This window comes from Methylosinus sp. H3A, assembly GCF_015709455.1.
Lineage (GTDB): Bacteria > Pseudomonadota > Alphaproteobacteria > Rhizobiales > Beijerinckiaceae > Methylosinus.
The window spans coordinates 3,427,637-3,442,197 of the sequence record NZ_JADNQW010000005.1 but is presented as its reverse complement, the minus strand read 5'-3'; the positions used below and the strand labels follow the sequence as shown (position 1 = coordinate 3,442,197).

17 protein-coding genes are annotated in these 14,561 nt (G+C 63.2%); 5 read left to right on the top strand and 12 right to left on the bottom strand.

The window, feature by feature from the left end; genetic code table 11:
- Nucleotides 1–14 precede the first annotated feature (14 nt).
- Complete coding sequence (locus IY145_RS18895; RefSeq protein ID WP_196409623.1) at nucleotides 15–896, top strand: tetratricopeptide repeat protein; 882 nt, start codon at nucleotides 15–17, stop codon at nucleotides 894–896.
- Here the strand turns inward: IY145_RS18895 and IY145_RS18890 are convergent.
- The 10 genes from IY145_RS18890 to IY145_RS18845 all read right to left on the bottom strand — a co-directional run bounded on the left by IY145_RS18890 (nucleotide 868) and on the right by IY145_RS18845 (nucleotide 9,900).
- Nucleotides 868–1,839, bottom strand: coding sequence for a type II secretion system F family protein (locus tag IY145_RS18890; protein ID WP_196409622.1), 972 nt, complete (start codon nucleotides 1,837–1,839; stop codon nucleotides 868–870). The two genes, IY145_RS18895 and IY145_RS18890, sit on opposite strands and share 29 nt — an antisense overlap.
- A 35-nt stretch (nucleotides 1,840–1,874) precedes the next feature.
- The gene (locus IY145_RS18885) at nucleotides 1,875–2,846 is read right to left on the bottom strand and encodes a type II secretion system F family protein (RefSeq protein WP_196409621.1); all 972 of its coding nucleotides are present in this window, start codon (nucleotides 2,844–2,846) and stop codon (nucleotides 1,875–1,877) included.
- Between the two features lie 14 nt (nucleotides 2,847–2,860).
- Complete coding sequence (locus IY145_RS18880) at nucleotides 2,861–4,303, bottom strand: CpaF family protein (RefSeq protein ID WP_196409620.1); 1,443 nt, start codon at nucleotides 4,301–4,303, stop codon at nucleotides 2,861–2,863.
- Between the two features lie 32 nt (nucleotides 4,304–4,335).
- Nucleotides 4,336–5,589 carry an AAA family ATPase gene (locus IY145_RS18875; protein ID WP_196409619.1) on the bottom strand — a complete coding sequence of 418 codons (1,254 nt, stop codon included), beginning with the start codon at nucleotides 5,587–5,589 and terminating at the stop codon, nucleotides 4,336–4,338.
- Nucleotides 5,589–6,314 carry a CpaD family pilus assembly protein gene (locus IY145_RS18870; RefSeq protein WP_246722099.1) on the bottom strand — a complete coding sequence of 242 codons (726 nt, stop codon included), beginning with the start codon at nucleotides 6,312–6,314 and terminating at the stop codon, nucleotides 5,589–5,591. The genes IY145_RS18875 and IY145_RS18870 overlap by 1 nt, the downstream gene beginning before the upstream one ends.
- A 23-nt stretch (nucleotides 6,315–6,337) precedes the next feature.
- A complete protein-coding gene (locus IY145_RS18865; protein ID WP_196409618.1) occupies nucleotides 6,338–7,804 on the bottom strand; it encodes a type II and III secretion system protein family protein in 1,467 nt (488 codons plus the stop codon).
- A gap of 61 nt (nucleotides 7,805–7,865) precedes the next feature.
- Complete coding sequence (gene cpaB / locus IY145_RS18860; protein ID WP_196409617.1) at nucleotides 7,866–8,651, bottom strand: Flp pilus assembly protein CpaB; 786 nt, start codon at nucleotides 8,649–8,651, stop codon at nucleotides 7,866–7,868.
- 137 nt (nucleotides 8,652–8,788) lie between these two features.
- Nucleotides 8,789–9,295, bottom strand: coding sequence for a prepilin peptidase (locus IY145_RS18855; protein ID WP_246722098.1), 507 nt, complete (start codon nucleotides 9,293–9,295; stop codon nucleotides 8,789–8,791).
- A 138-nt stretch (nucleotides 9,296–9,433) separates the two neighbouring features.
- On the bottom strand, nucleotides 9,434–9,598 hold the full coding sequence (locus tag IY145_RS18850) for a Flp family type IVb pilin (protein WP_196409616.1): 165 nt from the start codon (nucleotides 9,596–9,598) through the stop codon (nucleotides 9,434–9,436).
- A gap of 137 nt (nucleotides 9,599–9,735) precedes the next feature.
- Complete coding sequence (locus IY145_RS18845; protein ID WP_196409615.1) at nucleotides 9,736–9,900, bottom strand: Flp family type IVb pilin; 165 nt, start codon at nucleotides 9,898–9,900, stop codon at nucleotides 9,736–9,738.
- 234 nt (nucleotides 9,901–10,134) lie between these two features.
- Here IY145_RS18845 and IY145_RS18840 point away from each other — a divergent pair, with 234 nt between their 5' ends.
- From IY145_RS18840 to IY145_RS18830, 3 genes are all read left to right on the top strand, one after another.
- Nucleotides 10,135–10,599 (top strand): pilus assembly protein N-terminal domain-containing protein, encoded by a 465-nt coding sequence (locus tag IY145_RS18840; protein ID WP_196409614.1) that lies wholly within the window; start codon nucleotides 10,135–10,137, stop codon nucleotides 10,597–10,599.
- 92 nt (nucleotides 10,600–10,691) lie between these two features.
- Nucleotides 10,692–11,321 carry a TadE/TadG family type IV pilus assembly protein gene (locus IY145_RS18835; protein WP_196409613.1) on the top strand — a complete coding sequence of 210 codons (630 nt, stop codon included), beginning with the start codon at nucleotides 10,692–10,694 and terminating at the stop codon, nucleotides 11,319–11,321.
- Nucleotides 11,318–12,073 (top strand): TadE/TadG family type IV pilus assembly protein, encoded by a 756-nt coding sequence (locus IY145_RS18830; RefSeq protein WP_196409612.1) that lies wholly within the window; start codon nucleotides 11,318–11,320, stop codon nucleotides 12,071–12,073. Before IY145_RS18835 ends, IY145_RS18830 begins: the two co-directional genes overlap by 4 nt.
- 4 nt (nucleotides 12,074–12,077) lie before the next feature.
- Here IY145_RS18830 and IY145_RS18825 read toward each other — a convergent pair whose 3' ends face one another.
- Nucleotides 12,078–13,577: a phosphomannomutase/phosphoglucomutase gene (locus IY145_RS18825; RefSeq protein WP_196409611.1), complete on the bottom strand. Its 1,500-nt coding sequence runs from the start codon at nucleotides 13,575–13,577 to the stop codon at nucleotides 12,078–12,080.
- A 358-nt stretch (nucleotides 13,578–13,935) separates the two neighbouring features.
- Here IY145_RS18825 and IY145_RS18820 point away from each other — a divergent pair, with 358 nt between their 5' ends.
- Entirely contained in the window at nucleotides 13,936–14,127 is a 192-nt protein-coding gene (locus IY145_RS18820; protein ID WP_196409610.1) for a hypothetical protein, read from the top strand.
- 94 nt (nucleotides 14,128–14,221) lie between these two features.
- Here the strand turns inward: IY145_RS18820 and IY145_RS18815 are convergent, their stop codons facing one another.
- The gene (locus IY145_RS18815; protein WP_196409609.1) at nucleotides 14,222–14,464 is read right to left on the bottom strand and encodes a hypothetical protein; all 243 of its coding nucleotides are present in this window, start codon (nucleotides 14,462–14,464) and stop codon (nucleotides 14,222–14,224) included.
- Nucleotides 14,465–14,561 lie beyond the last annotated feature (97 nt).

The following is a 14,561-nucleotide window of genomic DNA, read 5'->3' as shown; positions in this document are numbered from 1 at the left end:
AGAGGGGTCGCCCGATGTTCCCGCCACGTTTCGTCGAGACCCGCCGCCTCGGCGCGCCGAGCGCGCTCGCGATCTGCGCTTTGCTCGCGCTCGGCGGGTGCTCGCAACCGCTCTCCGACGTCACCGGCTCGATCGGCGCATCGAGACGCGCGGAACTGCCGACCGACGAGGCCCAGCTTCGCCGCTACGCCGAGGAGTGGGGCCGTCGCTATGACGCCGATCCCAAGAACAAATCCGTCGCGCTGACCTATGCGAAGGCGCTGCACGCGCTCGACCGCAATGCTCAGGCCGTCGCCGTGCTGCAGGGCCTCGCCATCCGCTATCCAGAGGATCTCTCCATCCTCGGCGCCTATGGCAAATCGCTCGCCGACGCCGGACGGTTGCGAGAAGCCGCCGATGTGCTGTCTCGATCGCACACGCCAGAGCGACCGGACTGGTCGGTGCTCTCCGCGCAGGGCTCGATCGCCGATCAGCTCGGCAATCACGAGGAGGCGCGCGAGTATTATCAGACGGCTTTGAAGATCAAGCCCGACGATCCGAAGGTTCTCTCCAATCTCGGGCTTTCCTATGCGCTCTCCAAGCAGCTGCCGCAGGCGGAGAACACATTGATGCTGGCCGCCTCGCAGCCTGCCGCCGACATGCGCGTGCGCCAAAATCTCGCGCTCGTGCTCGCTCTCCAAGGCAAGTTCGACGAGGCGGAGAAATGGTCGCGCTATGATCTTTCGCCGATCGACGCCGCGGCGAATGTCGCCTCGATCCGCCAGATGATCGCGCAATCGAACAGCTGGCGCGAGATCCAGAGCTTCGGCGCGCGCGACAAGCAGAAGATCTCGGAAAAGGCGACGCAGCGCGCCAAGCTCGGCGCGCTCACCAGCTCTGCGCCATCACCTGAATGATGGCGGGCGCCATCACGACGACCATCAGCACAGGCAGGAAGAAGACGATCATCGGCACGGTGAGCTTGGGCGGCAAAGCCGCCGCCTTGCGCTCGGCCTCCGCCATACGCATGTCGCGGCTCTCCTGCGCCGTCACGCGAAGCGCGCGGCCGAGCGGCGTGCCATATTTCTCGGCCTGAATGAGCACTGTGGAAATCTGCTTGACGCTTTCGAGGCCGGTGCGCGCCGTCAAATTCTGATAGGCTTGACGGCGATCCGGCAGATAGGAGAGCTCCGCCGTCGCGAGCGCGAACTCCTCCGCGAGCGGCGCCGAGCGCACGCCGATCTCCTGCCCCACCTTGCGAAAGGCGTGATCGACCGACATGCCGGACTCCACGCAGATCAGCATCAGATCGAGCGCATCCGGAAAGGCGATGCGCATGCTCTGCTGCCGCTTGGTGATCGTATTGCCGATGAAGAGCTCCGGCGCCTTGACGCCGAGATAGGTCGCGAAGATCACGATCCCCGCTCTGGTGAGCATCGGCCAATCGGAGTCGTCGAGCACGACGAGATAGAAAACAGCGAACAGAGCGAAGGCGATCGGCGTCACCAATCGGAAGAACAGGAAGGTCACCTCCGCCTGCGGCCCGCGATAGCCGGCGGAGGCGAGACGCAGCTTCGCATCGTCGGTGTTCAGCCATGTCGACAAGGAGAAACGGTCGACGACATTCTTCATATATTGCTTGGGCTGGTGCCGAAGGCCGCCACCCTCCGCCTTGGCGGCCGCGCGCTCGCGCGCTCTGATGCGCTCACGCTCATTGGCGACGTTCTTCATGCGCTTGGCCAATGTGTCGCTCTGAAGGAACGTCGCCCCCAGCGACCAGACGGTGGCGATGACCGACATTGCGACGAGGACGCTGAAGGCCAGCCGCCCATTGGTCGCAAATTTGACGATCTCCTCCATAGTTCTCGACCTCTCGCTCGCCTCGATCGTCCCGCTCAAATATCGAAGTCGATCATCTTCTGCATGATGAAGACTCCGATCGCCATCCAGAGCAGGCTCGCACCTATGATAAAATTACCGACCGTCGTATTAAAAAGCACGCCGATATAAGAAGGATTGGTGAACCAGACGACGAGACCGACGAGAAACGGCAGACTGCCGATGATTCCGGCAGACGCTTTGGCTTCCGCCGACATCGCTCTCACCTTGGCCTTCATCTTTTTTCGTTCGCGCAGCACGCCCGCGAGATTGCTGAGCGCCTCGGAGAGATTGCCGCCCGATTTCTGCTGAAGACTTATCACAATCGAAAAGAACGACGCCTCCGCGACCGGAACGCGTTCGGCGAAACGCTCCGTCGCTTCGCCGATCGAAAGACCGATCGTCTGCGATTCGACGATCTGTCGAAATTCACTGCGCACGGGCTCCGGCGCCTCGCCTGCGATCATGCGAAAGCAATCGGCGACCGGCAGGCCGGCCTTGACGCCGCGAATGATGATGTCGACGGCGCCGGGAAACTCGGCGATGAACTTCGCGATGCGCCGCCTCGCCAGAAAGCCCAGCAGCCAATGCGGCGCGCCGACGCCGGCGACGACGCCGGCGCCGAGCGCGACGAGCGGGTCCGAGTTGAACACGAAGACGATGAAGGCGACGACGAAGCCGAACGCCGCCGAGGCGCCCAGAAAGATCGGGCGCGTCGTCGAGAGCCCTGCCTGAGTGATGCGCTGCTCGAGCGTCACCTTGGCCTTTTTCTTCGTCTCGACGTCCTTGAGGCTGTCTTGAATCAGCTTGCGCCGTTTGGCGGGATCGCCGCTCCTAGCGTCGCGGCGGCGCTCGGTCGACGACATCAGCGCCGCGGTCCGCTTCTGCGCATGGATCTCGCCGGAGAGATACGGATATACGAATGCGTACATCACTCCGCCGACGGCGAGCATGACGAGAGCAGCGGAAACGAGTGACTGATGATCCATGTCTGGTCCCGCCCCTAGTTTCCGTCGTCGATGATCGTCGCCGCGTCCAACGCCGCCGCGAGCCGGTTCTCCTCGCCATAATAACGCGCGCGCTCCCAAAAGCGCGGCCGGCCGACGCCGGTCGAGCGATGGCGGCCGATGATCCTTCCATTGGCGTCCTCGCCGATGATCTCATAGACGAAGAGATCTTGCAGCGTGACGACATCCGCCTCCTGGCCGAGCACCTCGGTGATATGAGTGATGCGACGCGAGCCGTCGCGCAGGCGCGCGGCCTGCACGATGATGTCGATCGAAGACACGATCATGTCGCGGATCGTCTTCGCGGGCAGCGAGAATCCGCCCATGGTGATCATCGATTCGAGACGTCCGAGCGCCTCACGCGGCGAGTTGGCGTGCAGCGTTCCCATCGAACCATCATGGCCCGTGTTCATCGCCTGCAGAAGATCGAAAGCCTCCGGTCCGCGCACCTCGCCGACGATGATGCGCTCGGGACGCATGCGCAGGCAGTTCTTGACGAGGTCGCGCATGGTGACAGCGCCTTGCCCCTCGAGATTGGGCGGCCGTGTTTCCAGACGCACCACATGCGGCTGCTGCAGCTGCAATTCCGCCGCGTCCTCGCAGGTGATCACACGCTCGTCGACGTCGATGGAATTGGTGAGGCAGTTGAGCAGAGTCGTCTTGCCCGAGCCCGTGCCGCCCGAGATCAGGACATTGCAGCGCACGCGGCCGATGACCTTCAACACCTCGCCGCCTTCGGGAGAAATCGAGGCGTAGCGGATGAGCTGATCGAGAGTGAGCTTGTCCTTGCGGAATTTACGAATGGTGAGCGCCGGGCCGTCGATCGCCAAGGGCGGCGCGATGACGTTGACGCGGGAGCCGTCGAGGAGGCGCGCGTCGCAAATCGGCGAGGACTCGTCGACGCGGCGTCCGACCTGACTGACGATGCGCTGGCAGATGTTCATCAGCTGCGAATTGTCGCGGAACCTGATGTTGGTGAGCTGAATCTTGCCGGCCACTTCGATATAGGTCTTCGCCGCGCCATTGACCATGATGTCGGCGATGTCGTCACGCATGAGCAGCGGCTCGAGCGGGCCATAGCCGAGCACGTCGTTGCAAATATCCTCGAGCAGCTCCTCCTGCTCGGCAATCGACATGACGACATTCTTGATCGCGACGATCTCGTTGACGATGTCCCTGATCTCGTCGCGGGCGCTCTCCGGCTCCAGCTTGGAGAGCTGCGCGAGATCGATCGCCTCGATGAGCGCGCCGAAGATCATGCTCTTCGTGACGTAATATTGCTCCGAGCGCTTCTGCTCGGGGGGAGCCGCCGCCGCGACGACCGTCGACGCCTCTGGCGCGGCGACCGACGCCGGCGCTCTGCTCACCGGCGTCGACTGCTGCGGCGCCCGGGCGGCTCCTGCCTGCGCCGTTCCGACATTCGTCCGCTTTCCGAACATGCGATCTCCCCGTAACGCCTATCCGCCGCGCATCAACCGGCGAGCTTTCGAGACAAACGATCGAGCAATGGCGCGAGCAGCCCGCTCTTGACCTTGCGGCTCACGGCGCGCCCCGTCAGCTCGCGACCGAGCGCGTCGAATTGCTCGATGAGCTTCGCGCCAGGATCGACTTCGGCGATCATCTGTCCATTGTTGGACGCGGCGCCGAACAGCTTCGGCTCGAATGGAATGATCGCCGACGGCTCCATCTCGATCGCCTTGGCGAAATCCGCCACTGCGATTTCCGGTCGCCGCGGAACGCCGACGAAATTCAAGACGAGCTTGGGCGGTGAATCGTTTTGACGCGCGACGCGCAGCGAGTCGATGAGAGTCTTGGCGTTGCGCAAATTGGCGAGGTCCGGCGCGGCGACGATCGCCACCTCGTCGGCCCCGATCAGCACACGCTTCGTCCAGGCGGACCATTGATGCGGAACGTCGAGCACAGTGCAGGGCGCGGTCGCGCGCAGCGTGTCGACGATCGCGTCGAAAGCGGTCTCCGGTAGATCGTAGAGCCGATCGACGGTCGCGGGAGCGGCGAGCAAGCTCAACTGCTCGCTGCATTTCGACAGCAGTCGATCGATCAGATTGGCGTCGACGCGATCGGGAGCGAACACCGCTTCCGCGACGCCCTGCGGCGGATCCTGATTGAAATCGAGCCCTGCTGTGCCGAAGGGGAGATCGAGATCGGCGACGACTGTCTGCATCTGCAATGAGCGCGCAATCGACCAAGCGAGATTATGCGCGATGCAGGAGGCGCCGACGCCGCCTTTCGCGCCCGCGATCGCGATGATGCGTCCGAGCGACTCGGCGCTATTGTTGTAGAGGTCCGAGATGCGGGCGATGAAGCCCAGCACGTCGATCGGCGCCACGATGTAATCGCTGACCCCGCGCGCCATCAATGCGCGATAGAGCGAGATGTCGTTGACATGGCCGAGCACGACGACCTTGGTCCCGGAATCGCAGGACTCCGAAAGGGTCTCGAGCTGAGAGATGAGCATCTGGCGTTCGCCGATCGCTTCGAGCACGATCAAATTCGGCGTCGGCGCAGATCGGAACGCCTCGATCGCGGCGACGACGCCGCCCATGTGGACTTTGACATGCGCCTTGTCCATGCGGCGATCCACGGCGGCCGAATTGACCACCGCCACGGCGTCCGGCGTCTCGCAGAACGCCTGCACGGAAATGCGCGGCAGGGGAGCGATCTGCGCCGCAGCGTCGCTCTCCGCTGATGCCGTCTGCTCTTTCATCAACCGCCTCCAACCTTGCTGATATTCGATCCCTTGACGCTCCATTCGGTCGACGGGTCCGCGCCCTTGCGCACATTGCCGATCGCGCGCATGCGCGATTCGATGTCGGACGGCGACTCGCCGCGCTGCGCGACGAGATCACGCGGATCGTCGATCTGCGCCGCGAGTGTCGTTTGGCTCGCGCAGCCGAAATTCCAGTAGGTCGTGTTGTCCCAGCCCTCGAGCGAGCTCGCCGAAGCGAGGTCCGCCGGCCATTCACCGCAGCGTCCGGCCACTTTCGCGCGCACGCCCTGGAACGACAGGCGGACCGGAGCGGCGAGATTGGGATCGCTCACCGGATAGGAGGCGACATAGACCGCGCTGGAGACGCCGCTATCGGCCAGGACGCGCTTCACGGCGTCGACGCCGCCGCGCACCGCGAGTTGATCCTTCGCGCCAGTCGGCGCGAGAAGCGTGATCTGGCCATGGCCGAAGCGGCGATAGCGCGTCACGAAGTCACGAATGCGGCCGCTCGTCGCATTGTCGAGTCGATTCACCGGAAACACGTCGATGGACGTCGTCGCGTCGGCGAGCACGACCGGATGACGGTCGCGATAGTCCTGCGCGACGACGCGCGGCGGCAACGTCCTGTTCACGCCGCAGCCGGCGAGCGGCGCCATAGCGGCGAGGCAGGCGAGCCTCGCGCCGAGGACTTTGAATTTCGCGCTGTTCAGTCGGATAGACATCGTTGACCGCTCCTCGCCCACGCTCAGTCCTGAATGAAGCCGATGCGGCCCTTCAGGCGCGGAACCGCTTGCGGATGTTGTGGATTGGCGTAGAGCCGATTGACGCGCCCGAGCAGCCAGGCCTGCGGATCGCTGGCGTCCGCGAAGCCGTCGTCGGGCCGCGCCACATCGCGCGCTTGAACCGATCGCGCGATATAGGGCGTGACGATGATGAGCAGCTCGGTCTCGTTGCGCAGGTAGTCGCGTGAGCGAAACAACGCCCCGAGCACCGGCAGATTGATCAGACCGGGCAAGCCGTTGATGGCTTGATCCGACTTCTGCTGCAAGAGGCCGGCGGTCGCGATGGAGCCGCCGGAGGGAAGCTCGACGCTCGTCTCGTTCTTGCGCGTCTTGAAGCCTGGAACCGTCACGCTGTTGTAGGTTTGGGCGGCCTGATAGTCGACCTCCGTCACCTCGGTGGCGAGATGCAGCAGAATGCGCCCCTCGGCGAGCACCACCGGCGTGAAGTTCAGCGACACGCCATATTGCTTGAACACGATGCCGACGGTGCAGAGGATCGAGCCGCTGATACAATTGCCGTTGCCCGGCACCGCCACCTCGCCGCCGACGGTGAATTTCGCCGACTCGCCCGAGACCGCAGTGACGGTCGGCTCGGCGAGAATGCGCGAGACGCCGTAGCGCTCATAAGCCTGTAGAGTCGCAGAGGTGCTGTTCGGCCCATTGATGCTCAAAGAGCTGGCGGTGAGAGCCGAATTGATGGCGAAAGGATTTTGCTGAACCAGCTTGCCCCAGCCGCCGGTGAGGAGCGTCTCGCCGGCGCTCTGCGCCGAGACGCCGAGCTGCTTGATCACGCGCCGCTGCACTTCGGCGACGGTGACCTTCAGCATCACCTGATCCTGCGTGCTGATGGTGAGCGCATTGACGACGAGTCCGTCGCCGCCCGCGCCATTGCCCTGGGTCGAGGCGGAGCGCGCCGCGAAGCCTTTGGCGATATCGACGGCGCGCTGACCTTCGGCTGCGGATTCGACCGTGCCGGTCAAAATGATGGTGTCATTGACCGTCCGCGCCGTGATGTTCGATTTGGGGAGCGCCGCATGCAGCAGCGGACCGAGCTCGCCGACGTCGCGGCCGATGCTGATCTCGAGATTGGCGATCTGCCGCCCGGAGCGGTCGAGCGCGAAAATGGTCGTCTGCCCCGTCTCCGCGCCCATGATGTAGAGCTTGCGGGCCGAGCGGGCGACGGCATTGGCGACCTTGGGATTGCCGACGACGATCTCCGACGCCTCCGCCGGCAGATCGACGATGATCGACTTGCCGACGCCCATTGCGATGCGACGCGACAACTGCGCATCGGCGCCCGACTCGATTCCCCATTTCTCTTGGATCGATCGCTCCTGGGCCGAGGCCGGAACGGCACCGGCCGAAGCGCCCGCCAGCGCGAGGATCGCGAGCGCCGCGGCGCCGTATCGTCGACGCGCAGACCTGTTCATGCTCGTCGCTCCGCGTTCGATGTTCGCCATATGGCGCTGTCCTTCGATGAGCCGCATCGCCTCAGCGCGTGCGCATGGTTGTTGGGACGCCGAAGCGCACGACCGTCAGTGAGTCGTCAGCCGCCGACACATGCCTGTCGTCGTCATGCGCATCCGCCATGGAGCGCAGCATGAGCGCCAATTGGCCGGTGCGCTGCGCGAGAATGACGAGCTCGGCCTGCCGCGGCTCGAGATCGAGAGTGGCGGTCGCTCCAGTGACGACGGACTCGCCGTTCTTGGTCTCGACCATCGGCCCGATCGCCATCACGCGCACATTGGTCAGAATGACTTCCGACGAGAGATCGGATGCGCCTTCACGGCCGCGGTCGGCGTCGCGGAAGGTGCGCATCACATCGACATGGTCGTTGGGAAGGATGAAACCGCCCGCCGTCGTGTTGGGCGAAATGTCGATCGCGACCGCGCGATGGCCGGCGGGGAGCAATGTGGACATCAGCCCCGCGGTCGGCCCCTTGACGAGGCGCTCGCGCCGCACCGGCTCGCCGTTCGAGATCGGGTTGCGGACATAGGAGCCGCGAATATCCTCTTTGGCGCTCGGAGCCTCGCTCTTGCGCAGGACTCCCTGTGGCACGGCGCCGATCGGCCAATCGATCCAATTGGTGTCCGGCTCCGCGAGCGCGGTTCCGTAGGAGAGATCGCGCGTCGCCACGAGAACCTTGTCCGTCGTCGGCTGCGCGGGGATCATCTGAACGATCTTCGGCGCCTCGGGCGGCGATCCGTTCATCATCAGGAAGGCTCCGCCGCCCGCCACGACGGCGACGCCGAGAACCACGATCTGCGCCTTGTTCATTTGCTTCCCGTCCGATCGCTCCAGCTAGAACGGAGCAATCCGAATGAAAGCGGAAAAACGTCAAATTATGGTTAATCGCCGGTAAGGGGTCGGCGCTTTCGCGATGCGCAGCGGGCTTTTCTTCCGCTCCCGGCGGATCACGCCGCCGTAAGCAACGCCCAGAGCTGCGAATTGGGATAGACGGCGATCCCGGCGATCGCCAGCGCAACGCCATAAGGCACGCCCTCGGTCCCGTCGCAGAGATGCGCGAAACGAGTCGATTCGACGATGAAGCGCGGCTCATATCGGCGCAAAGCGAGAATCGCGACCGTCAGCACGCCGCCCGCGAGCGAGGCGACGAGAGCATAATCGGCGAGCTGCTCGAAGCCGAGCCACAATGCGGTAGCGGAGGCGAGCTTGGCGTCGCCGCCGCCCATCCATCCGCGATTGAACATCAGGAAAGTCGCCGCGAGCACAGCCGCCCCACAGGCGATATGCGACAACACGCTGTCGAGCGGCATGCCGAAACATGCGGCGAAAACGGCGAAAAAGCCGATGAGCGCCAAGGACACGCGGTTGGGAATCGTCATGGTGAGAAGATCGGCGAAGGCCGAGAACGCCATCAGAGCCGGGAAAAGAATTAGCGCGGCGGCCGCTGCGATCATGAGCGTCGTTCCTGTCGCCGCGCCTCTTTTGTGACCGACAAAGGCGCCTCTCGAATTCGCGTTGCGCGCTCGCGAAGGAGCGCGGGATTCGCGCGCCGCGCGGCGAGGAGCCGACGCGCGCGCACGATTCGGAATCGCTCAGCTGAGATTCTGAGCGATCTTGTTGAAGGTCTCGGACAGATTGCTGCCGACGAGCTTCACAGCGGTGATGATGATAACCGAAATCAGAGCGCCGATCAGGCCATATTCGATAGCGGTGGCGCCAGATTCATTGTCGAGAAATTTCAAAATCGACGATTTCATCGTCCTCTCCTGATATTGCGTCACGATTGGACGCGAGCGAACCGAGCCGGCCGGCCCTGTTTACGAGCCGGCCTTCGGCGGGAATTCGAGCGAGAGCCAGTCTCGACGCGGAGGCGACGAGTTCCCCGCCCGCGCCTTCAGCTCAGATTCTGAGCGATCTTGTTGAAGGTCTGGGACAGGTTGCTGCCGACGAGCTTCACTGCGGTGATAATGATGACCGAAATCAGCGCGCCGATCAGGCCGTATTCAATGGCGGTCGCGCCGGACTCGTCCTTTACGAACCGCGACATCAAGCTCTTCATACTCGTGCTCCTCGCTCTAATGACTGCGCCCCCGCGAGCTCGCTCACAAAGCTCGTTCGCGGGACCGGATGAGACCCTACGTAGAACTTCTTGCAAACGCGTTAATCGCATTATCGACTTACGAAATTCGGCCCGAGAAAGAGGAATCCGTCTCATTTTCAGTAATGATTCACTATTACGTGGTTTTCTTCGACCCGAAGCCTCGCAAAGGCGAGGATTGTTTAGAGGTGCGTGATGCGCTCGACGCGTTTCCTTGGATATTTGGCGCTGTTTGCGACCGTCACGGCCGGCGTCGCGACAGCGCGCGACAGTGAGAGGCGCGGCGTCTTCGTCGATGTCGACCGCGCTCGCGTCGTACGCATGCCCGAAGGAGCGCAGACGCTGATCGTCGGCAATCCGCTCATCGCGGATGTGACGATGCTGAAGACCAATCGTCTCATTGTCGTCACCGGAAAGAGCTTCGGATCGACCAATCTCATTCTGCTCGATCCGACCGGCAATCAGGTCGGCGAAGAGATCATCACCGTCACTCAGCCGATGGACAAGCTGGTGGTGATGCGCGGCGCGCGACGCGAGTCCTATGCTTGCAATCCAGATTGCGCGCCGGCCGTCGACCTCGCCGACGACAAGGACTACACCGCGCGCGTCATCGAGGCGGTCAAGCAACACGAAGGTTCGTCGGCGCCGACGAAGCGCTGACGAGCGCGGCGTCTCGCCGAGCGACGAACCTGCCGAGCGTGGGAGATCGCTGGGCGACGACAATACGCCCTTTCGGGCCACGAGTTCGAGACATGAGCGGAGAAGAGATTTCGTCGCGACAGCCGACGTGCCGTCTCGCAGCGAGCCTCATTCGCTTCGGACGCGATCGCGACGCCGCGCTCGCGGTCGAATTCGCGATGGTGCTCGTTCCGATGCTCGGATTGCTCGGAGCGATTTTCGAGACCGGCATCGTCTATTTCAAAAGCCAGCAGCTGCAGGTCGTCACACTGCGTGCGAGTCGCGCCGTTCTGACGCACAGCCTCGGCAGCATGACCTATCAGACCTTCATCGACAAATATGTCTGCACCTGGCAGGCCTCCGGCGTCGTCGCCTCGGGCACGCTGAGCAAATCCTTCGATTGCTCGAAGCTCCTCGTCGATATCGCCGACATCGGCGACGGGACCGGCTGGTCCAGCGCGTCGACCTCCAACGCCTTCTACACCAATCCCCCTGCGGCGAGCTCGACGATCGCCATGCCCGCCTCCGGCCATGTCGCCGTGGTGCGCATCGTCTACCCCATGCCGGCGGTGACGGCCATTCTCACCGGCGGAATTTTGACCGGCATAACGCTCGGCAAGTCGACAGGGGGAGAGGTCACCTACAATAATCGATGGACGCATCTGCTGTTCGGCGTCGCGGCCTTCCGCGTGGAGCCGACATGAGCCGTTCCTGCGCCCGGTGGCGCGGCGCGCGCGCGATGCTCGCGGAGGAGAGAGCCTTCGCAGCGGTCGAATTCGCGCTGATGCTGCCGCTGATCCTCGTCATGTATCTCGGCCTCGCGGAGCTGGCGCTCGGGCAGCGCGCGAGCCAGAAGCTCGATCTCGTCGCGCATACGCTCTCCGATCTCGCTGCACAGCAATTGACCGGCGGCTCCAATTCCGGCCAGGCCGGAATGGACGAAAAGACGATTCAGGCGATCTTTTCGGCCGCGACGACGCTGATGGCGCCGCTGCCGACGACCAATCTCAAAATGACGATCTCCGAAGTCGTGATCGCCGCCGACGCGACGCAGACCAGTGGCTACAAGGCGAGTGTGAGCTGGACCATCGCCCAGAATTCCGGCACGCTGCGGCCCTGCAAGATCGGCGGCGCCGCCAGGCTCAACGCCGCGGATGTCGCTCCGGTCGATCCCAATTCCATGCCGACGAGCTATACGAGCGCGAAATCGGTGACGCTGGCCAACGCCGGCGGCGGCTCGACGACGACGAGCGTGACGCCGACAATAGGAGCGATCATCGTCGCCGACGTCGTCTACACTTATCAACCGTCTTTCAGCCGCACGATCACCTGGCTGAAGAGATCGGCCCCGACGATGTCGCGCACCAGCTATTCGCCGGTGCGCAACACCTACAGCCCCAATCACGTTCAATATTACATGACCAGCGGAACCAATTGCACGCCTGGGACGCCGTGAGCGCTCAGATCGTCTGATTATAGGCGCCGACTTCCGGATTCTCGCGCAGCACCGCATCTACAGCGTGGAACATCTCGCGCATGCGCGCCTCCGAAACCGGGCTCTCGACGACGACGACGAGCTCCGGCTTGTTGGACGAGGCGCGCACCAGGCCCCATGTGCCGTCGGCGGTCGTCACGCGAACGCCATTGACCGTGACGAGATCGCGGATCTTCTGCCCGGTGAAGGCGACGCCATCGGCCTCCATCTTCTGGAAACGGGCGATGACCTTGTCGACGACGCCATATTTCGTCTCATCGGCGCAATGCGGCGACATGGTCGGCGAGCCCCAGGTCTTGGGCAGCGCCGCATAGAGATCGGACATGGACTTGCCCGGATTGCGATCGAGCATCTGCAGCACATGAATCGCCGTCAGCAGGCCGTCGTCATAGCCGCGGCCGACCGGCGTATTGAAGAAGAAATGCCCGGACTTCTCGAATCCCGCGAGCGCCTTCAGCTCGGTCACGCGGCGCTTGATATAGGAATGGCCGGTCTTCCAATAATCGGCCTTCACATTGCGCGAGAGCAGCTCCGGATCGGTGGCGAACAAGCCCGTCGATTTCACATCGACGACGAAAGTCGCGCCCGGATAGAGCTTGGAGAGATCGCGCGCCAGCATCACGCCGATCTTATCCGCGAAAATCTCCTCGCCCGTATTGTCGACGACGCCACAGCGATCGCCGTCGCCGTCGAAGCCGAGACCGACATCCGCCCCGCTCTCCCGCACCTTGTCGGCCATTGCGTGGAGCATATGGAGGTCTTCGGGATTCGGATTGTAATGCGGAAAATTATAATCGAGCTCCGTGTCGAGCGGCACGACCTCGCAGCCGATGCGCTCCAGGAGCTTGGGCGCGAAGGCGCCGGCGGTGCCATTGCCGCAGGCGGCGACGACCTTGAGCTTGCGGGAGAGTTTCACGCCCGAGGCGAGATCGTCGAGATAGCGCTGACCGAAATTCTCGACATAGCGATAGGAGCCGCCCTCGGCGAAACGGAAGGCGCCGGCGAGCACGATCTCCTTCAGCCGGCCCATCTCCACAGGGCCGAAGGTGACGGGACGCTGCGCGCCCATCTTCACGCCGGTCCAGCCATTGTCGTTGTGCGAGGCGGTGACCATTGCGACGGCCGGCACATCCAGCGCGAATTGCGCGAAATAAGCCATGGGCGAGAGCGCGAGGCCGATGTCGTGAACGCGCACGCCCGCCGCCATGAGGCCGGAGATGAGCGCGAGCTTGATGGAGGCCGAATAGGCGCGATAATCGTGGCCGGTGGCGAGCTCGAGCGGCACGCCCATCTCATGGAGCAGCGTGCCGAGACCGAGGCCCAGCGCCTGCACCCCCATGAGATTGAGCTCCTTCTCGAACAGCCAGCGCGCGTCATATTCGCGAAAGCCCGTCGGCTTCACGAGTGGCGTCGTCTCATAGGCGTAGGTGTTCGGGGCGAGATCGGAAACGGGCGTCGGAAACATTGCATCTCCTAATGGGCGAACCTCGGTTGGCAAGGACATAAGGGAAAAACGCCGCCGCGCCAAACCAGGGGACGGCCCCCTCCCCGCGATACTCCGCGCGCCGCCGCCGAGGCCGCCGAGCGCCGCGCCGCCGCTTTGTTTTTAAATATAGATATTCGACGCAATGAGGCGGAATATTTTACGCGAACAAGGCGCGGCGACAGGCGAGCGCGCGCTGATCGCCCTAAATAAATTGGATATCTGTCGACGGGCCACAGCACGGTGCGACTGCTAATAATACAAAATATATAGATTTTTCTTTAATCGAAAAAGCGGAAAGAACGCATGTGACAGTTTTACGTCAACGAGTTGAAAAACATTGAAAATATTTACTGTCCCGCGCGTCGCTCGCTCCTATGCGCTCGCGAGCTGTCTCGCCTGCAGCGCCACCTCCGCGGAGGGCGCCGAGCCCGAGCGCGCCGATCGCCGATGTCGAGCGGCGGTCTTCAACCGGTTCAGCGGATTCGTCGTCGGCTACGCCAATGCGCGCCTCGCGCTCCGAGACGCATAAAAAGGAAGCGCGGCGAACCGTCATGGTTCGCCGCGCCGGTCGCCGGAGCGCACATGGGGGGGCGCGCCCGGCAAGCTCGCAATGACACAGAAGGTCACAATGTCTTTTCGTGGCGATCGGCGATCTTCTCGGGATCGGTCGTCCCGGCGATCCCTCCGGCGCGTCCGTTGTTGGACACGATCGGCGCGCTTCGATTGGCGACGACGAAGGATTTGACGACATTTTTCAGCTTGTCGAAATCGATTTCCCGCACATTCAGCCCGTTGGATTTCGTCCACGCCGCCTCGGTCGAAGCGAGAAGAAAGACCGCCGCTGCGAGAGGCCGAAACGACCACATGATCTTTTGCCTCCCTGCCCCTCATGCGACTGCGGCTCGCAGCATTAAGTCAGGATCACATATTAGTCAATAAACTCTATCGACTTTAAATAGTATC